Origin of the sequence: Streptomyces sp. NPDC102406 (assembly GCF_044765725.1) — a bacterium.
Taxonomy (GTDB): Bacteria; Actinomycetota; Actinomycetes; order Streptomycetales; family Streptomycetaceae; genus Streptomyces.
Genome location: NZ_JBIWKP010000001.1, coordinates 1,706,505 through 1,725,226 on the forward strand (window position 1 = coordinate 1,706,505; position 18,722 = coordinate 1,725,226).

Sequence of the window (18,722 nt, forward strand, 5' to 3'; positions counted from 1 at the left end):
CGATTAGGTTGGTCGGAGCAGCGGAGCAAGGCACGTACGCACGTACGAGAGGCGGCTGAAGTCCGAGATGAACGCGTTCGCAGCAGGCGCAGAGGGCCGCACGCGGCTCACCCAGACGGCCGAGTGGCAGGCGCTGGCCGAGCACCGGCGGCGCCTGGGCGACGTGCGGTTGCGCGAACTGTTCGCCGCGGACCCGGCGCGCGGCTCGGCCTTCGTCCTCGAAGTCGGCGACCTGCACCTCGACTACTCCAAGCACCTGGTCACCGAGGAGACGCTGCGCCTGCTGCGCGAGCTGGCCGCCGCGACCGACGTCTTCGGCCTGCGCGACGCCATGTTCCGCGGCGAGAAGATCAACACGACCGAGGACCGCGCCGTGCTGCACACGGCCCTGCGCGCCCCGCGCGACGCGGTGATCGAGGTCGACGGCGCGAACGTAGTGCCGGATGTGCACGCGGTGCTCGACAAGATGGCCGCCTTCGCCGACAAGGTCCGCTCGGGCGAGTGGACCGGGCACACCGGCAAGCGCATCAAGAACGTCGTCAACGTCGGCATCGGCGGCTCCGACCTCGGCCCCGCCATGGCCTACGAGGCACTGCGCTCCTTCACCGACCGCGACCTCACGGTCCGCTTCGTCTCCAACGTCGACGGCGCCGACCTGCACGAAGCCGTACGGGACCTGGACGCCGCGGAGACGCTGTTCGTCATCGCCTCGAAGACCTTCACCACCATCGAGACGATCACCAACGCGACCTCCGCGCGCGAGTGGCTGCTGACCGAACTGAAAGCCGGGCAGGAGGCCGTCGCCCGGCACTTCGTGGCACTGTCGACCAACACCGAGAAGGTGGCGGAGTTCGGCATCGACACGGCCAACATGTTCGAGTTCTGGGACTGGGTCGGCGGACGCTACTCGTACGACTCCGCCATCGGCCTGTCCCTGATGATCGCCATCGGCCCCGACGCCTTCCGCGAGATGCTCGACGGCTTCCACCTCGTCGACGAGCACTTCCGCACCGCGCCCCCCGAGTCCAACGTGCCCCTCCTGATGGGCCTGCTGGGCATCTGGTACGGCAACTTCCACGACGCCCAGTCGCATGCCGTGCTGCCCTACAGTCACTACCTGTCGAAGTTCACCGCCTACTTGCAGCAGCTCGACATGGAGTCGAACGGCAAGTACGTGCAGCGCGACGGCGAGGAGGTCGGCTGGCAGACCGGGCCCGTGGTGTGGGGTACCCCGGGAACCAACGGCCAGCACGCCTACTACCAGCTCATCCACCAGGGCACGAAGTTGATCCCGGCGGACTTCATCGGGTTCGCCGAGCCCGTCGCCGACCTGCCGCCGGGCCTCGTGGCCCAGCACGACCTGCTCATGGCCAACTTCTTCGCGCAGACCCAGGCCCTCGCCTTCGGCAAGATCCCGGACGAGGTACGCGCCGAGGGCGTGCCCGAGGAACTGGTGCCGCACAAGACGTTCAAGGGCGACCACCCCACGACGACGATCCTCGCGACGTCCCTGACGCCGTCCGTGCTCGGCCAGTTGGTCGCCCTCTACGAGCACAAGGTCTTCGTGCAGGGCGCCGTCTGGAACATCGACTCCTTCGACCAGTGGGGCGTCGAACTCGGCAAGGTCCTCGCCAAACGCGTCGAGCCCGCCCTGACGGAAGGCGCGGACGTGCCGGGCCTCGACACGTCGACCCGGGCGCTTGTACACAAGTACCGCGAACTGCGCGGCCGTTCGAGTTAATCGGATGCGGGGCGCCGCCCGGCGGGTGAGACTGCCCGCAGTGACCCAGCCGGGAGGCACCCCTGTGGACCAGCTCATGTCGGCCCTCGCCGACCCCGAACGACTCAGGCTGTACGCGCGCATAGTGCTCGGCGAACTGCCGCCCGGCGAGGCCGACTCCCCGGCCGCGCGCAAGCACCTGGGCAAGCTCGTCGCCGCCGGGCTCGTCGAACGGCTCGACGACGGGTCGCTGCGCGCCGGACCCGAGGCGTTCCGCCGCGCCAGGACCGCCGAACCCGCCACGGGCGTCCCGCGCCACCTCACCGGCTTCTTCGCCCGCGGCCGGCTGACCGCCATCCCGGTCCGCCCGGCGGTGCGCCACGAACTCCTGGTCCATCTCACGGACACCCTCTTCGACACCGGCCGCACCTACAGCGAGCGCGAGATCAACGAGGCGCTGCGCACCGTCCACGACGACACCGCCGCCCTGCGCCGCTACTGCGTCAGCGACGGCCTGCTCGTACGGGAGGAGGACGGCTCCGACTACCGGGTGCCGCAGCACGCGTAAGGCCCCGCATCCCTGGGGACGCGGGGCCTCGGACAGCCGGAAGGGGCTACGCGACAGCCGGCGGGTACAGCTCCGGCGGCAACTGCGACGCCGCGGCCGCGTCCAGCAGCCACAGCGTCCGCGACCGGCCGTACGCGCCCGCCGCCGGGGCCTGGATCTCGCCCGCGCCGGACAGCGCGATCGCCGCCGCCTTCGCCTTGTCCTCGCCCGCCGCGAGCAGCCACACCTCGCGCGCGGCCCGGATCGCCGGGAGCGTCATGGTGATCCGGGTGGGCGGGGGCTTGGGGGCGCCCCGCACACCGACCACCGTGCGCTCCGTCTCCCGGACGGCGGGCAGCTCGGGGAAGAGAGACGCGACGTGCGTGTCCGGGCCGACCCCGAGCATCAGGACGTCGAACGTCGGCACGGGGCCGTGGTCCTCGGGCCCCGCGGCCGTGGCGAGCTCGGCCGCGTACACCTCGGCCGCCGCGTCCGCCTCGTACGGGCCGTCCGACGGCGGCATGGGGTGCACGCGCGCGGGGTTGAGCGGCACCGAGTCGAGCAGTGCCTCCTTCGCCTGCGTGTAGTTGCGCTCCGGGTCGCCGTCCGGCAGGAACCGCTCGTCGCCCCACCACAGGTCGAGGCGGCCCCAGTCGATGGCGTCCCGGGCGGGCGCCGCCGCGAGCGCGGCCAGCAGGCCGTTCCCGTTGCGGCCACCCGTGAGGACGACGGAGGCGTAGCCGCGGGCCGCCTGGGCGTCGACGATCCTGGTGATCAGCCGGGCCGCGGCGGCCTGCGCCATCAGCTCCTTGTCGCGGTGGACGACGAGTTGGGGTGCTGCGCTCATTTCGCCGCCGCCTTCTTGACCGGGGCCTTGGCGGCCTTCTTGGCGGGAGCCTTGACCGGGGCCTTCTTGGCAGGAGCCTTGGCCGCCTTCTTGGCGACCGCCTTCTTCACCGGCCCGGGGGAGTCGTCCGCCGGCGCCGGGGCCTCCTCCGGTGCCTGCGCGGGCGTCCGCTCGGCCGACTCCGCGAGCCGGTCCACGCCGAACCGCAGCGCCGCCGCGTACGTGTCGTCCGGGTCCAGGCGCCGCAGCTCCTCCGCGATCAGCTCGGACGTCTCACGGCGCTTGAGCGCGACCGCTCGGTCCGGCTGCCCCTCGATGGAGAGCGTGGCCAGGATGCCGTCGGCCCGGTCGAGGACGATCGGGCCGCAGGTGGACTCCATGCGGACCCCGGTCAGCCCGGGACCCGGCGAGAGCGTGCGCCGCACGGGCACGTCGAGCCGGTCCGCGAGCCACATGGCGAGCAGCTCGCAGCTCGGGTTGAACTCCTCGCCCTCGACCTCGACCGACGTGACGTCGCACGTCACCTGGTCCAGGGCGGCGGCCAGCATGGAGCGCCACGGCGTGATCCGGGTCCACGACAGGTCGGTGTCGCCGGGGGAGTAGGACGCCGCGCGGGCCTCCAGCTCGTGGATGGGCTGCTCGGCCGCGTAGGTGTCCGTGACGCGGCGCTGGGCGAGCGCGCCCAGCGGGTCCTGGGCGGGGTCGAGCGGCGCGTCCACGGGCCACCACACGACGGTCGGGGCGTCCGGCAGCAGCAGCGGCAGGACGACCGACTGGGCGTGGTTGACGACCTCGCCGTAGAGGCGGAGCACGACCGTCTCGCCGGTGCCCGCCTCGACACCGACCCGCACCTCGGCGTCGAGCCGCGACTTCGTGCGGTCGCGCGGGGAGCGGGAGACCCGCTTGATGACGACGAGCGTGCGCGAGGGGTGCTCCCGCGACGCGTCGTTGGCCGCCTTCAGGGCGTCGTAGGCGTTCTCCTCGTCGGTGACGATGACGAGGGTCAGGACCATGCCGACGGCGGGGGTGCCGATGGCGCGGCGGCCCTTCACCAGCGCCTTGTTGATCTTGCTGGAGGTGGTGTCCGTGAGGTCGATCTTCATGGCCGGCGCCAGCTCCGTCCGTCTCGTGCGAGCATCTCGTCCGCTTCCGCGGGCCCCCACGTGCCGGACGGGTACTGCGCGGGCTTGCCGTGCGTGTCCCAGTACTTCTCGATCGGGTCGAGGATCTTCCAGGACAGCTCGACCTCCTCCGTGCGCGGGAAGAGGTTGGAGTCGCCGAGCAGGACGTCCAGGATCAGCCGCTCGTACGCCTCGGGGCTGGACTCGGTGAAGGACTCGCCGTAGGCGAAGTCCATCGACACGTCCCGGATCTCCATGGACGTGCCCGGGACCTTCGATCCGAAGCGGACCGTGATGCCCTCGTCGGGCTGGACGCGGATCACGATGGCGTTCTGGCCCAGCTCCTCCGTCGCCGTGTGGTCGAAGGGGGAGTGCGGGGCGCGCTGGAAGACGACCGCGATCTCGGTGACGCGGCGGCCCAGGCGCTTGCCGGTGCGCAGGTAGAAGGGGACGCCCGCCCAGCGGCGGTTGTCGACCTCCAGCTTCACGGCGGCGTAGGTGTCGGTCTTCGACTTGGGGTCGATGCCCTCTTCCTGGAGGTAGCCGACGGCCTTCTCGCCGCCCTGCCACCCGGCCGCGTACTGACCGCGCACCGTGCTCTCGCCCAGGTCCTTCGGCAGCCGGATGGCGCCGAGCACCTTGGCCTTCTCGGCGACGAGCGCGTCCGCGTCGAAGGAGGCGGGCTCCTCCATCGCGGTCAGGGCCATGAGCTGGAGCAGGTGGTTCTGGATGACGTCACGGGCGGCGCCGATGCCGTCGTAGTAGCCGGCCCGGCCGCCGATGCCGATGTCCTCGGCCATCGTGATCTGCACGTGGTCCACGTAACTACGGTTCCAGATCGGCTCGAACATCTGGTTGGCGAAACGCAGCGCCAGGATGTTCTGGACCGTCTCCTTGCCGAGGTAGTGGTCGATCCGGAACACCTGGTCCGGGTCGAACACCTCGTGCACGATCGCGTTCAGGTCCTTGGCCGAGGCCAGGTCGTGACCGAAGGGCTTCTCGATGACGGCGCGCCGCCAGGAGCCCTCGGGCGCGTCCGCCAGGCCGTGCTCCTTGAGCTGCTGCACGACCAGGGGGAAGAACTTGGGGGGTACGGAGAGGTAGAACGCGAAGTTCCCGCCCGTGCCCTGGGACTTGTCGAGGTCCTGGATCGTCGACTTCAGGGTCTCGAAGGCCTCGTCGTCGTCGAAGTTGCCCTGGACGAAGCGCATGCCCTGGATGAGCTGCTGCCAGACCTCTTCACGGAAGGGGGTCCGGGAATGCTGCTTGACCGCGTCGTGCACGACCTGGGCGAAGTCCTCGTCCTCCCAGTCGCGGCGGGCGAATCCGATCAGCGAGAAGCCCGGCGGGAGCAGACCGCGGTTGGCGAGGTCGTACACAGCGGGCATCAGCTTTTTACGTGACAAATCGCCCGTAACGCCGAAGATCACCAGACCCGACGGCCCCGCGATACGCGGGAGCCGTCGGTCTGCGGCGTCACGGAGCGGGTTGGCTCCGTGTGCGGTCAAGGTTTCAGCCCTCCGAAGGGGCGAGGCGCTTGAGCTCCGCCTCGGTCGACTTGAGCAGGTCGTTCCAGGCCGCCTCGAACTTGTCGATGCCCTCGTCCTCCAGAAGCTGCACGACCTCGTCGTACGAGATGCCCAGCTTCTCGACGGCCTCGATCTCCTTGCGGGCCTGGTCGTACGTGCCCGCGAGCGTGTTCCCGGTGATCTGGCCGTGGTCGCCCGCCGCTTCGAGCGTGGCCTCCGGCATGGTGTTCACCGTGCCCGGGGCGACCAGCTCGTCGACGTACAGCGTGTCCTTGTACGCCTTGTCCTTCACGCCGGTCGAGGCCCACAGCGGACGCTGCTTGTTGGCCTGCGCCTTGTCGAGCGCGGCCCAGCGGTCGGAGGAGAAGACCTCCTCGTACGCCTCGTAGGCGAGCCGGGCGTTGGCGAGGCCGACCTTGCCGCGCGCCGCCTTGGCCTCGTCCGTGCCGAGGGCGTCGATCCGCTTGTCGATCTCGGTGTCCACACGGGACACGAAGAAGGACGCGACCGAGTGGATCCCGGACAGGTCAAGGCCCGCGGCCTTCGCCTTCTCCAGGCCGCTCAGGTAGGCGTCCATGACCTCGCGGTAGCGCTCCAGGGAGAAGATCAGCGTCACGTTGACGCTGATGCCCCGGGCGATCGTCTCGGTGATCGCGGGCAGGCCCGCCTTGGTCGCCGGGATCTTGATGAGCGTGTTCGGGCGGTCCACCAGCCACGCGAGCTGCTTGGCCTCGGCGACCGTGGCGTGCGTGTTGTGGGCGAGCCGCGGGTCGACCTCGATCGACACCCGGCCGTCCTGGCCGCCGGTCGCGTCGAAGACCGGCCGCAGGATGTCGGCGGCGTCGCGGACGTCCGCCGTCGTGATCATGCGGATGGCTTCCTCGACGGTGACCCGGCGAGCGGCGAGGTCGGAGAGCTGCTGGTCGTAACCGTCACCCTCCGAGATCGCCTTCTGGAAGATGGACGGGTTGGTCGTGACGCCCACGACGTGCTGCTGGTCGATCAGCTCGGCGAGGTTGCCCGAGGTGATCCGCTTGCGCGACAGGTCGTCCAGCCAGATCGCGACGCCCTCCTCGGAGAGGCGCTTCAGTGCGTCTGTCATGGAAATTGCATCTCCTACGTGTCTGAGGGTCCGTCGGGCGTCAGCGCTGGGCCGCGGCGAGGGATTCCCTGGCCTTGGCCGCCACGTTCTCGGCGGTGAAGCCGAACTCCTTGAAGAGCACCTTGCCGTCGGCCGAGGCACCGAAGTGCTCCAGCGAGACGATGCGACCGGCGTCACCGACGTACTTGTGCCAGGTCAGACCGATACCGGCCTCGACGGCGACCCGAGCCCTGACAGCCGGCGGCAGGACGCTCTCCCGGTACCCCTGGTCCTGCTCCTCGAACCACTCGACCGACGGCATCGACACGACGCGGGTGGCGACGCCCTCCGCCTCCAGGGTCTCGCGCGCCTCGACGGCGAGCTGCACCTCGGAACCGGTGGCGATGAGGATGAGGTCCGGCGTGGCCTTCGACGCCTCGGCGAGCACGTAACCGCCCTTGACGGTGTCCTCGTTCGCGTCGTACGTCGGCACGCCCTGACGGGTGAGGACCAGGCCGTGCGGGGCGCTCTTGCCGTAGTCCTTCTTGCCGCGGCGCAGGATCTCGCGCCAGGCGATGGCCGTCTCGTTGGCGTCGGCCGGGCGGACCACGTTCAGGCCCGGGATGGCACGCAGCGCGGCCAGGTGCTCGACCGGCTGGTGCGTCGGGCCGTCCTCGCCGAGGCCGATGGAGTCGTGCGTCCACACGTACGTCACCGGCAGGTGCATCAGGGCGGACAGACGCACCGCGTTGCGCATGTAGTCGGAGAACACCAGGAAGGTGCCGCCGTAGATACGGGTGTGGCCGTGCAGCGCGATGCCGTTCATCTCCGCGGCCATGGAGTGCTCGCGGATACCGAAGTGGATGGTGCGGCCGTACGGGTCCGCCTCGGGCAGCGCGTTGCCCTCGGGGAGGAAGGACGACGTCTTGTCGATCGTCGTGTTGTTCGAGCCGGCCAGGTCGGCGGAGCCGCCCCACAGCTCGGGGATGACCGGGCCGAGCGCCTGGAGGACCTTGCCGGACGCGGCGCGCGTGGCGACGCCCTTGCCCGTCTCGAAGGCCGGCAGCTTCTCCTCCCAGCCCTCCGGCAGCTCGCCCGCGTTGATGCGGTCGAACTCCGCGGCGCGCTCGGGGTTGGCGGAGCGCCACTCCTGGAACGACTTCTCCCACTCGGCCTTGGCCTGGGCGCCGCGGTCGAGGGCCTTGCGGGTGTGCTTGAGGACCTCGTCGGAGACCTCGAAGGTCTTCTCGGGGTCGAAGCCGAGGACGCGCTTGGTGGCGGCCACCTCGTCGTCGCCGAGCGCCGAGCCGTGCGCGGCCTCGGTGTTCTGCGCGTTCGGTGCGGGCCAGGCGATGATCGAGCGCATCGCGATGAAGGACGGCTTGTCCGTGACCTTCTTGGCTTCCTCGACGGCGTTGTAGATCGCCTCGTGGTCGAGGTCGCCGTCGGGCTTCGCGGCGACCCGCTGGACGTGCCAGCCGTACGCCTCGTAGCGCTTGCAGGTGTCCTCGGAGACCGCCGTCTCGGTGTCGCCCTCGATCGAGATGTGGTTGTCGTCCCACAGCAGGACCAGGTTGCCGAGCTTCTGGTGGCCCGCGAGCGAGGACGCCTCGGCGGAGATGCCCTCCTGGAGGCAGCCGTCACCGGCGATCGCGTAGATGAAGTGGTCGAACGGAGAGGTGCCCGGGGCAGCCTGCGGGTCGAACAGGCCGCGCTCGTAGCGGGCGGCCATGGCCATGCCCACCGCGTTGGCGACACCCTGGCCCAGCGGGCCCGTGGTCGTCTCGACGCCGGTGGTGTGGCCGTACTCCGGGTGGCCGGGGGTCTTGGAGCCCCAGGTCCGGAACGACTTCAGGTCATCGAGCTCCAGGCCGAAGCCGGCCAGGTAGAGCTGGATGTAGAGGGTCAGGGACGAGTGGCCCGCGGACAGGACGAACCGGTCCCGGCCGACCCAGTCGGCGTCCGCCGGGTCGTGTCGCATCACCTTCTGGAAGAGGGTGTACGCGGCCGGGGCCAGGCTCATCGCCGTACCGGGATGGCCGTTGCCGACCCTCTGTACGGCGTCGGCGGCCAGGACACGCGCGGTGTCGACGGCCCGCTGGTCCACATCGGTCCACTCGAGGTCAGTGGTGGTCGGCTTGGTGCTCACCCTGAGTCAGGGCTCCTCTCCACATGTCTCATACCGGTGATGTCGGTCTCACCGGCTGTTGTCGAGCCTACCCTTGCTGGAACACGCATTCTTTCGAGTCATTCCAGACTGCCGGGACTCCGCGCGATCCGCCTCCTGACAGGGATCGACGCCCCTCATCACCTGATCGCGAGGGCGCTCATCCGGGGGCTGCCGCTAGGGGATGCGGCCCCATCCGGAGTACCCGCCCAACACGACCCCACCCCCGCGAAGGGCGAGGTATAGGCAACGTCTACAGTGGCGTGGTACGCGCGAGCCTTTACCGGGACCTCACATCAAGTGAACGGCCTGGGGCTCGCTGGAGTCTTTGTCAGGGGTGTGCGTGACGGCCGTCGAATCCCGTCCATCGGGAGCGCTCGGGACGAGCAGCAGCCGGGGTCAGCGGCCGTTCGGGGCCCGCGTCAAGGCTTTCGTGGCCCTGACCAAGCCGCGGATCATCGAGCTTCTGCTCATCACCACGGTCCCGGTGATGTTCCTCGCCGAACAGGGTGTGCCGGATCTGAAGCTGGTGCTGATCACCTGCCTCGGCGGTTACCTCTCCGCGGGCGGCGCCAACGCGCTGAACATGTGGTACGACCGCGACATCGACGCCCTCATGGACCGTACGTCGCAGCGGCCGCTGGTCACCGGCATGGTGAGCCCGGCCGAGTGCCTGGTCTTCGGCATCTCCCTCGCGGTGATCTCCACGCTCCTGTTCGGCTTCGCCGTCAACTGGCTGTCGGCCTGGCTGTCGCTGGGCGCGCTCCTCTTCTATGTGGTCGTCTACACGATGATCCTCAAGCGGCGCACCTCGCAGAACATCGTGTGGGGCGGGATCGCCGGCTGCCTGCCCGTCCTCATCGGCTGGTCGTCGGTGACCGACTCGATGTCGTGGGCGCCGGTCGTCCTCTTCCTCGTCATGTTCTTCTGGACGCCGCCGCACTACTGGCCGCTGTCCATGAAGGTGAAGGACGACTACGCGCGCGTGGGCGTGCCCATGCTGCCGGTCATCGCGTCCAACAAGGTGGTGGCACGCCAGATCGTCCTCTACAGCTGGGTGATGGTCGCCGTCTCGCTGCTGCTGACGCCGCTCGGCTACACGGGCTGGTTCTACACGGTGGTCGCGCTCCTGGCCGGCGGCTTCTGGCTGTGGGAGGCGCACGGGCTCCAGAACCGCGCCAAGGCCGAGGTCACGGGCGGCAAGCTCAAGGAGATGCGACTGTTCCACTGGTCCATCACCTATGTCTCGCTGCTCTTCGTCGCGGTCGCGGTCGACCCCTTCCTGCGCTGATCGCCGACTGATCCCACGATGGGTGGGGTGCGTGGCCCAGACCACGCACCCCACCCATCGCTTGTTTCGCTACTCGTCGGTAGCATCCTGCACATGGCAGAGACTGAAGCGGTTGAGACGCCCCGTCGGGCGGCGAAGGACGAGCGCCGGGCGGCCGGCCTGGCCAAGGACATCAGCGCTTTCGCCAAGGCGCACGGCGGCGCCGAGGGCCAGTTGGCGTACCTCGGTGAGCGCGGTACCCGCATCGTCCTCGTCGGCCAGGACGGCGGCTGGGGCGACCTGGTGGCCGCCACCTACGAGGTCGCGCAGAAGGCGGTCGAGAAGGCAGGCATCCCGGTCCACGAGGACTTCGACGGCGACTTCGCCGCCAAGGTCGAGACCGGCCCGTACGAGTGGAAGCGCATGGCGGGCATCCAGATCGGCGGCTGACACCGGGACATGGGCGCAGGTGTGCGACCCGTGGCGGAGCAACACCCCGCGCCCGTTCACCCGTTAGGACCGTAGGAGCACGGTCCGTCAACGGGAGCCCCGGATGATCGAAACACCGTCCCTGGTGGACCAGTACTGCCACGGAGTACTGCGCACGGAACTGGGCCTCGGCACGTTCGAGGCCCACCTCGGCCGGGGCGAGGGGCCGCCCGCGCCCGGCACCACCCTCTTCGACACCCAGACCGGCTTCGCGCTGCGCCGCTGGTGCCCGCCCCTGCTCGGCCTCGAACCCCACTGCGCGCCCGCCCGCTACCTGGCCAGGCGCCGCGAGCTCGGGGTCGTGGAAGCGGGGCGCCGGCTCCTGCGCGGCAGCGGCATCACCACCTACCTCGTCGACACGGGACGGCCGGGCGATCTGACCGGGCCCGCCGAGATGGGCCGGGCAGGGGAGGCGGAGGCGCACGAGATCGTCCGCCTCGAACTGCTGGCCGAGCAGGTCGCGGACACCTCGGGGACCGTCGAGTCCTTCCTCGCCAACCTCGCCGAGTCGGTGCACGCCGCCGCCGCGGGCGCCGTCGCCTTCACCTCACTGGCGGGCGTACGCCACGGACTCGCCCTCGCGCCGGAGCCGCCGGGCCCCGGCGAGGTGCGCGGGGCGGCGGGACGCTGGCTCGCCGCGCGCACCGTCGGCGGGCCGCTGACGGACCCGGTCCTCCTGCGCCACCTGCTGTGGATCGCGGTGGCGTCGGGCCGGCCGCTGCAACTGCACGCCGGGCTCGGGGAGCCGGGGCTGCGGGCCGACCGTGCGGACCCGGTCCTGCTGACCGACTTCGCGCGCGCCACGGCCGGGCTCGGCACGGACCTGATCCTGCTGCACGGCTACCCGTACCACCGGCACGCCGCTCATCTGGCGGGCGTCTTCCCGCACGTCTACGCCGACCTCGGCCCGGCGCTCGCCCGTACCGGGGCCCGGGCCGCCGCGGTCCTCGCGGAGATCCTCGAACTGGCGCCGTTCGGCAAGCTGCTGTTCTCCAGTGGCGCCCACGGCATCCCGGAACTGCACGTGGTGGGCGCCCGGCTGTTCCGCGACGCGCTGGGCCGGGTGCTCGGTGGCTGGGTCGCGGACGGCGCGTGGTCGCTCGGGGACGCGCAGCGGGTGGCGTCGATGATCGCGGCGGGAACGGCGCAGCGGGTCTACGGGCTCGGCGCCGGGAGCACGGACGGCTGAACCGTCCGCCCCCGGCGCGCGGGAGGGGTCAGACGGCCGAGAGCTGCGAGTCCGCCTGGGCGGGGACGTCCACCGCCCGGTGGGGTCGCTCGCGCAGCGACAGGACGACGCGCAGGACACCGATCCAGACCAGCGCCGAGCCGAACATGTGCAGGCCGACCAGGACCTCGGGCAGGTCCGTGAAGTACTGGACGTACCCGATGACGCCCTGGGCGAGCAGGATCAGGAACAGGTCGCGGGTGCGGTGCAGCGGGCCCTTGGGCGCGTCGACGGCCTTCAGGACGAACCAGAGGGCGAAGGTCAGGGTCACCACGATCCACGCCAGGACCGCGTGCCCCTTGGCGACCGTCTCCCAGTCCAGCGGCATCCGGTGGACGTCGCTGGAGTCGCCGGCGTGCGGGCCCGCGCCGGTCACGACCGTGCCGACGGCGATGAGGAGCGCCGAGGCCGCGACCAGGAACCAGACGAGCTGCTTGATCGACGCGCCGACCAGCGGGCGCGGTTCGCCGTCCCCCTCGCGGGTGCGCTGCCACATCACCACGGCGACCGTGAGGAGGGCGGTGGTGAGGATGAAGTGGGCCGCGACCGTGTACGGGTTGAGACCGACCAGGACGACGATGCCGCCGAGCACCGCGTTGCCCATCACGACCCAGAACTGGGTCCAGCCCAGGCGGGTCAGCGCCCGCCGCCACGGCTTCTGCGAGCGCGCAGCGATGATGGCCCAGCCGACCGCGGCGCACAGCACGTAGGTGAGCATGCGGTTGCCGAACTCGATGACTCCGTGGAAGCCCATCTCGCTCGTCGTGGTCAGCGACTGGTCGGTGCACTTGGGCCAGGTCGGGCAGCCGAGGCCCGACCCGGTCAGGCGCACCGCGCCGCCGGTCACGACGATGACCACCGTCATGACGATGGCGGACAGGGCCGCCCGCCGGACGGTCCGCTGCGTGGGGGTCCAGCGCTCGGCGATGAAGGCGAGCGGGTTGCGGAGCGCTCGGACGGCGTCGGTGCGGGTCACGTTTGGCACGCGCACCATCGTAGGGGGCCGCTTGTGCACGCCTTCACGAGGGGGACGTGAGAGGGCCGTCTGTGACGCGCGTTACGAGCGCGGCGCTCATTCCCAGCGGAAGAAGCGGCCCGCCGCGCCGAGCCCCACGACCGCCCACACGGCCAGGATGCCCAGGTCGCCCCAGGGCATCGAGGCACCGTCGCGCAGGACGTCGCGCAGGCCGTCGGAGAGCGCCGAGATGGGCAGCAGGCCGAGCACCGACTGCGCGGCGTCCGGGAACTTGTCGAGCGGCACGATGACGCCGCCGCCGACGAGCAGCAGCAGGAAGACCAGGTTGGCCGCCGCGAGGGTGGCCTCCGCCTTGAGCGTGCCCGCCATCAGCAGGCCGAGACCGGAGAAGGCGGCGGTGCCGAGGACCAGGAGGAGCAGCACGGCGAACGGGTTGCCGTGCGGGGACCAGCCCAGGCCGAACGCGATGACCGTCAGCAGGACGATCTGGAGGACCTCCGTGACCAGGACCGAGAGGGTCTTGGCCGCCATCAGGGCCCAGCGGGGCAACGGGGAGGCGCCGAGCCGCTTGAGGACGCCGTAGCGGCGCTCGAAGCCCGTCGCGATGGCCTGCCCGGTGAACGCCGTCGACATCACCGCGAGCGCGAGGACGCCCGGCGTCAGGAAGTCGACCGCCTCGCCGGAGCCGGTGTCCACGATGTCGACCGAGGAGAACAGGACCAGCAGGAGGGTCGGGATGACGACCGTGAGGAGCAACTGCTCGCCGTTGCGGAGCAGCATCTTCGTCTCGAGCGCCGCCTGCGCGGCGATCATGCGGGGCAGCGGGGCCGCTCCGGGGCTCGGCGTGTACGTACCGGCGCTCATCCGCGCAGCTCCTTGCCGGTCAGTTCGAGGAAGACGTCTTCGAGGGTGTGCCGCTCGACGGAGATCTTGTCCGGCATCACACCGTGCTGGGCGCACCAGGAGGTGACCGTCGCCAGGAGCTGGGGGTCGACCTTGCCGGACACGCGGTAGGACCCCGGGGTGAGCTCGACGGCCGCGGAGTCGGCGGGCAGGGCCTTGAGCAGGGAGGCCACGTCCAGTCCCGGGCGGCCGGTGAAGCGCAGCGTGTTCTCGGCGCCGCCGCGGCAGAGCTGTTCGGGGGTGCCCTGGGCGATGACCCGGCCGGCGTCGACGATCGCCACGTCGTCGGCGAGCTGCTCGGCCTCGTCCATGTAATGCGTGGTCAGGATCGTCGCGACGCCGTCGGCACGCAGGTCCCTGACCAGGTCCCAGGTGGCGCGGCGGGCCTGCGGGTCGAGGCCCGCGGTCGGCTCGTCGAGGAAGACCAGCTCGGGGCGGCCGACCACGGCCATCGCCAGGGCGAGGCGCTGCTGCTGACCGCCGGAGAGCCGCCGGTACGTCGTACGGCCGCAACCGCCGAGCCCCAGGCGCTCGACGAGGGCGTCCACGTCGAGCGGGTGGGCGTGCAGCTTCGCGATGTGGCGCAGCATCTCGTCGGCCCGGGCGCCGGGGTAGACGCCGCCGGACTGGAGCATCACGCCGATCCGGGGGCGGAGCCGGGCGGCCTCCTTGGCGGGGTCGAGGCCGAGGACCCGGACGGTTCCGGAGTCCGGCCTGCGATAGCCCTCGCAGAGTTCGATGGTGGTGGTCTTGCCCGCACCGTTGGGGCCGAGGACGGCCGTGATGCCGGGGCCGGTCTCCAGGTCGAGGCCGTCGACCGCGGTCTTGTCTCCGTACCGCTTCACCAGACTCGTGATCCGGACGACGGGATCGCTTCGCATGGTGGCCAAGTCTAGGGACGGGCCCGCGGTCACGGGCGGGCGGGTCGACCGGAGCCGAGGCCGGCGGCCGGGGCCGTTCGATCGATCAAAGATCGTTCTCGCAGGTCACGCCGCGTATCTACTTAGGTCTGCCTAAGTGATGTACGGCACCGAGATCGATCAGGGCTGCGCTTGTCAGGGTCTGAGGAATTACGCAACAATGGCGTTGTGAAAAACGTCGGCGAGGCTCAGGAGGCACCCACGGGGGCCCCTCAGGAAGAGCTCGCGACCGGTGAGCGTTCGACACGCAACCGCGTCGCGCGCTCCATCCTGGATCACGGCCCGTCCACCGTCGCCGATCTGGCCGGACGCCTCGGGCTCACCCAGGCCGCCGTCCGCCGCCACCTCGACGCCCTCGTGGCCGACACCGTGGTCGAGGCGCGCGAGCAGCGGGTCTACGGCGCGCGGACCCGCGGCAGGCCTGCCAAGGTGTTCGCCCTGACCGACTGCGGCCGCGACGCCTTCGACCAGTCCTACGACAAGCTCGCCGCGGACGCCATCCGCTGGATCCAGGAGCAGCCCGGTGGGGACGAGGCGGTCGTCGCCTTCGCCCGCGCCCGGCTCGCCGCCCAGGCCGCGCAGTACCGCAAGGCCGTCGAGGGCGCGCCCCCCGGCGAGCGGGCCGCAGCGCTGGCCAAGGCGCTGAGCGCGGACGGGTACGCTGCTACGGCGCGCAGCGCGCCCCTCCCGCAACAGGGCGAGCAGCTCTGCCAGCACCACTGCCCGGTCGCCCACGTCGCCGAGCAGTTCCCGCAGCTCTGTGAGGCCGAGACCGAGATGTTCTCGCAGCTCCTCGGCACGCACGTGCAGCGGCTGGCCACCATCGCTCACGGCGACGGCGTCTGCACGACGTTCATCCCCCAGAGCACCCTGAAGAACACTCCGAAGACCGTCAGCACCGCATCTGCAAGCACCGCCGGGAGGAACCCCGCATGACGCTCCCCATCGAGGAGACTGCCCACCCCGAGCTCGAGGGTCTGGGCAAGTACGAATACGGCTGGGCGGACTCCGACGCGGCCGGTGCCTCTGCCAGGCGCGGCATCAACGAGGACGTCGTCAAGGACATCTCGTCCAAGAAGTCCGAGCCGGAGTGGATGCTCAAGCTCCGCCTCAAGGGCCTCAAGCTGTTCGGCAAGAAGCCCATGCCGAACTGGGGCTCGGACCTCTCCGGCATCGACTTCGACAACATCAAGTACTTCGTGCGCTCCACGGAGAAGCAGGCGGAGTCCTGGGAGGACCTGCCCGAGGACATCAAGAACACGTACGACAAGCTCGGCATCCCCGAGGCGGAGAAGCAGCGCCTCGTCTCCGGTGTCGCGGCCCAGTACGAGTCCGAGGTCGTCTACCACCAGATCCGCGAGGACCTGGAGGAGCAGGGCGTCATCTTCCTCGACACCGACACCGCCCTCAAGGAGCACCCGGAGCTCTTCAAGGAGTACTTCGGGACCGTCATCCCGGCCGGCGACAACAAGTTCGCCGCGCTGAACACCGCCGTGTGGTCGGGTGGCTCCTTCATCTACGTGCCGAAGGGCGTGCACGTCGAGATCCCGCTCCAGGCCTACTTCCGTATCAACACGGAGAACATGGGCCAGTTCGAGCGGACGCTGATCATCGTCGACGAGGACGCCTACGTCCACTACGTCGAGGGCTGCACCGCGCCGATCTACAAGTCGGACTCGCTGCACTCCGCGGTCGTCGAGATCATCGTCAAGAAGGGCGCCCGCTGCCGTTACACGACCATCCAGAACTGGTCGAACAACGTCTACAACCTGGTCACCAAGCGCGCCGTGGCGTACGAGGGCGCGACCATGGAGTGGATCGACGGCAACATCGGCTCCAAGGTCACCATGAAGTACCCGGCCGTCTACCTGATGGGCGAGCACGCCAAGGGCGAGACCCTGTCCATCGCCTTCGCGGGCGAGGGCCAGCACCAGGACGCCGGCTCCAAGATGGTCCACATGGCGCCGAACACGTCGTCCAACATCGTCTCCAAGTCCGTGGCGCGCGGCGGTGGCCGCACCTCCTACCGCGGTCTCGTCGAGATCGGTGAGGGCGCCGCCGGATCCAAGTCGAACGTGCTGTGCGACGCGCTGCTGGTCGACACGATCTCCCGCTCGGACACCTACCCCTACGTCGACGTCCGCGAGGACGACGTCTCCATGGGCCACGAGGCGACCGTCTCCAAGGTCTCCGAGGACCAGCTCTTCTACCTGATGAGCCGTGGTCTGAGCGAGTTCGAGGCGATGGCGATGATCGTGCGAGGCTTCGTCGAGCCGATCGCCAAGGAGCTGCCCATGGAGTACGCCCTTGAGCTCAACCGGCTGATCGAGCTGCAGATGGAGGGCTCGGTCGGCTGACCCGGCCGCCCGACCCACCCGTCAAGCCACTTACGTAAGAAAGCGAGCGCTACGACAGCCATGGCTGAGGCTCAGAATCTCCCGGCCGGTTCGACCACCGCCGGATCCATCGCGGTGGCCGCCGAGTCGACCGTCGCCACGCGCATGAGCGCGCCCCCCTCCTTCGACGTGGAGAGCTTCCCGGTTCCCCACGGCCGCGAGGAGGAGTGGCGGTTCACGCCGCTGGAGCGGCTGCGCGGGCTGCACGACGGCACCGCCGTCGCCACCGGCACCGGCGTCAAGGTCGACGTGGAGGCGCCGGCCGGCGTCTCCGTCGAGGCCGTGGGCCGTGACGACGCCCGGATCGGCAAGGCCGGCAAGCCCGTCGACCGCGTCGCCGCGCAGGCGTACTCCGCGTTCGAGCAGGCGTCCGTCGTCTCCGTGCCCAAGGAGACGGCGCTCACCGAGCCCATCCGGATCCGCGTGCACGGCGAGGGCGGCGTGGCCTACGGCCACCAGGTCATCGAGCTGGGCGCGTTCGCCGAGGCCGTCGTCGTCATCGACCACACCGGTGACGCGGTGCTCGCCGCCAACGTCGACTACCTGCTCGGCGACGGCGCGAAGCTGACCGTCGTCTCCGTCCAGGACTGGGACGACAAGGCCGTCCACGTGGCGCAGCACAACGCGCTGGTCGGCCGCGACGCCACCTTCAAGTCCGTCGTCGTCACCTTCGGCGGCGACCTGGTCCGCCTGCACCCGCGCGTGCGGTACGCGGCGACCGGCGGCGAGGCCGAGCTGTTCGGCCTGTACTTCACCGACGCGGGCCAGCACCAGGAGCACCGCCTCCTGGTCGACCACAACACCCCGCACTGCAAGTCCAACGTCGTCTACAAGGGCGCGCTCCAGGGTGACGACGCGCACGCCGTGTGGATCGGTGACGTCCTCATCGAGGCCGCCGCCGAGGGCACGGACACCTACGAGATGAACCGGAACCTGGTTCTGACCGACGGTGCCCGCGTCGACTCCGTGCCGAACCTGGAGATCGAGACCGGTGAGATCGTCGGCGCCGGTCACGCCTCCGCCACCGGCCGCTTCGACGACGAGCAGCTCTTCTACCTGATGGCCCGCGGTATCCCCGCCGACGAGGCGCGCCGCCTCGTCGTGCGCGGCTTCTTCGCCGAACTGGTCCAGCAGATCGGTGTCCCGGACATCGAGGAGCGCCTGCTCGCGAAGATCGCGACCGAGCTGGAGGCCACCGTCTGATGTCGGCCTTCGTACGCGCCTGCGGGCTGAGCGAGCTGGAGGACTCCACCCCCAAGCGGGTGGAGATCGACGGCACGCCGGTCTCCGTCGTCCGCACCGAGGGCGAGGTGTTCGCGATCAACGACATCTGCAGCCACGCGAACGTGTCGCTCTCCGAGGGCGAGGTGGAGGACTGCCAGATCGAGTGCTGGCTGCACGGCAGCGCCTTCGACCTCCGCACCGGCAAGCCGTCCGGCCTTCCCGCGACGCGCCCCGTCCCCGTATACCCCGTAAAGATCGATGGGGACGATGTGCTCGTCTCCCTCTCCCAGGAGTCCTGAGGCAC

Annotated in this window: 17 protein-coding genes; 9 read left to right on the plus strand and 8 right to left on the minus strand. The window is 70.3% G+C overall.

Annotated elements, in window-relative coordinates:
* Positions 1 to 67: 67 nt before the first annotated feature.
* Positions 68 to 1,741: a glucose-6-phosphate isomerase gene (gene pgi / locus ACIRF8_RS07810; protein ID WP_404211908.1), complete on the plus strand. Its 1,674-nt coding sequence runs from the start codon at positions 68 to 70 to the stop codon at positions 1,739 to 1,741.
* Positions 1,742 to 1,781: 40 nt separating this feature from the next.
* A complete protein-coding gene (locus tag ACIRF8_RS07815) occupies positions 1,782 to 2,288 on the plus strand; it encodes a DUF2087 domain-containing protein (RefSeq protein WP_404211910.1) in 507 nt (168 codons plus the stop codon).
* A gap of 46 nt (positions 2,289 to 2,334) precedes the next feature.
* Here the strand turns inward: ACIRF8_RS07815 and pgl are convergent, their stop codons facing one another.
* The 5 genes from pgl to tkt are packed head-to-tail and all read right to left on the minus strand — an operon-like array spanning position 2,335 to position 8,994.
* The gene (pgl, locus tag ACIRF8_RS07820; RefSeq protein WP_404211911.1) at positions 2,335 to 3,114 is read right to left on the minus strand and encodes a 6-phosphogluconolactonase; all 780 of its coding nucleotides are present in this window, start codon (positions 3,112 to 3,114) and stop codon (positions 2,335 to 2,337) included.
* Complete coding sequence (gene opcA / locus ACIRF8_RS07825; protein ID WP_404211912.1) at positions 3,111 to 4,217, minus strand: glucose-6-phosphate dehydrogenase assembly protein OpcA; 1,107 nt, start codon at positions 4,215 to 4,217, stop codon at positions 3,111 to 3,113. Before opcA ends, pgl begins: the two co-directional genes overlap by 4 nt.
* Complete coding sequence (gene zwf, locus ACIRF8_RS07830) at positions 4,214 to 5,743, minus strand: glucose-6-phosphate dehydrogenase (protein ID WP_404211914.1); 1,530 nt, start codon at positions 5,741 to 5,743, stop codon at positions 4,214 to 4,216. Before zwf ends, opcA begins: the two co-directional genes overlap by 4 nt.
* A gap of 4 nt (positions 5,744 to 5,747) precedes the next feature.
* On the minus strand, positions 5,748 to 6,866 hold the full coding sequence (tal, locus tag ACIRF8_RS07835) for a transaldolase (RefSeq protein WP_404211916.1): 1,119 nt from the start codon (positions 6,864 to 6,866) through the stop codon (positions 5,748 to 5,750).
* Positions 6,867 to 6,906: 40 nt separating this feature from the next.
* Positions 6,907 to 8,994 carry a transketolase gene (gene tkt / locus ACIRF8_RS07840; protein WP_404211918.1) on the minus strand — a complete coding sequence of 696 codons (2,088 nt, stop codon included), beginning with the start codon at positions 8,992 to 8,994 and terminating at the stop codon, positions 6,907 to 6,909.
* 451 nt (positions 8,995 to 9,445) lie between these two features.
* Between tkt and ACIRF8_RS07845 the strand changes: the two genes are divergently transcribed.
* The 3 genes from ACIRF8_RS07845 (at position 9,446) to ACIRF8_RS07855 (ending at position 11,960) form a co-directional block, all read left to right on the plus strand.
* A complete protein-coding gene (locus ACIRF8_RS07845) occupies positions 9,446 to 10,303 on the plus strand; it encodes a heme o synthase (RefSeq protein WP_404212347.1) in 858 nt (285 codons plus the stop codon).
* A 93-nt stretch (positions 10,304 to 10,396) separates the two neighbouring features.
* Complete coding sequence (locus ACIRF8_RS07850) at positions 10,397 to 10,732, plus strand: hypothetical protein (RefSeq protein WP_404211920.1); 336 nt, start codon at positions 10,397 to 10,399, stop codon at positions 10,730 to 10,732.
* 103 nt (positions 10,733 to 10,835) lie between these two features.
* Positions 10,836 to 11,960 (plus strand): amidohydrolase family protein, encoded by a 1,125-nt coding sequence (locus ACIRF8_RS07855; RefSeq protein ID WP_404211922.1) that lies wholly within the window; start codon positions 10,836 to 10,838, stop codon positions 11,958 to 11,960.
* A gap of 28 nt (positions 11,961 to 11,988) precedes the next feature.
* Here the strand turns inward: ACIRF8_RS07855 and ACIRF8_RS07860 are convergent, their stop codons facing one another.
* The 3 genes from ACIRF8_RS07860 to ACIRF8_RS07870 form a co-directional block, all read right to left on the minus strand.
* Entirely contained in the window at positions 11,989 to 12,993 is a 1,005-nt protein-coding gene (locus tag ACIRF8_RS07860; protein ID WP_404211924.1) for a heme A synthase, read from the minus strand.
* Between the two features lie 78 nt (positions 12,994 to 13,071).
* Positions 13,072 to 13,839: an ABC transporter permease gene (locus tag ACIRF8_RS07865; RefSeq protein WP_404211926.1), complete on the minus strand. Its 768-nt coding sequence runs from the start codon at positions 13,837 to 13,839 to the stop codon at positions 13,072 to 13,074.
* The gene (locus ACIRF8_RS07870) at positions 13,836 to 14,759 is read right to left on the minus strand and encodes an ABC transporter ATP-binding protein (protein WP_404211928.1); all 924 of its coding nucleotides are present in this window, start codon (positions 14,757 to 14,759) and stop codon (positions 13,836 to 13,838) included. The genes ACIRF8_RS07865 and ACIRF8_RS07870 overlap by 4 nt, the downstream gene beginning before the upstream one ends.
* Positions 14,760 to 14,966: 207 nt before the next feature.
* Here ACIRF8_RS07870 and ACIRF8_RS07875 point away from each other — a divergent pair, with 207 nt between their 5' ends.
* The 4 genes from ACIRF8_RS07875 to ACIRF8_RS07890 are packed head-to-tail and all read left to right on the plus strand — an operon-like array spanning position 14,967 to position 18,717.
* Positions 14,967 to 15,734 carry a helix-turn-helix transcriptional regulator gene (locus tag ACIRF8_RS07875; RefSeq protein WP_404211930.1) on the plus strand — a complete coding sequence of 256 codons (768 nt, stop codon included), beginning with the start codon at positions 14,967 to 14,969 and terminating at the stop codon, positions 15,732 to 15,734.
* The gene (sufB, locus tag ACIRF8_RS07880) at positions 15,731 to 17,155 is read left to right on the plus strand and encodes a Fe-S cluster assembly protein SufB (protein WP_404211931.1); all 1,425 of its coding nucleotides are present in this window, start codon (positions 15,731 to 15,733) and stop codon (positions 17,153 to 17,155) included. The genes ACIRF8_RS07875 and sufB overlap by 4 nt, the downstream gene beginning before the upstream one ends.
* A 60-nt stretch (positions 17,156 to 17,215) precedes the next feature.
* Complete coding sequence (gene sufD / locus ACIRF8_RS07885; protein ID WP_404211933.1) at positions 17,216 to 18,397, plus strand: Fe-S cluster assembly protein SufD; 1,182 nt, start codon at positions 17,216 to 17,218, stop codon at positions 18,395 to 18,397.
* Positions 18,397 to 18,717, plus strand: coding sequence for a non-heme iron oxygenase ferredoxin subunit (locus ACIRF8_RS07890; RefSeq protein ID WP_404211935.1), 321 nt, complete (start codon positions 18,397 to 18,399; stop codon positions 18,715 to 18,717). The genes sufD and ACIRF8_RS07890 overlap by 1 nt, the downstream gene beginning before the upstream one ends.
* Positions 18,718 to 18,722: the final 5 nt, after the last annotated feature.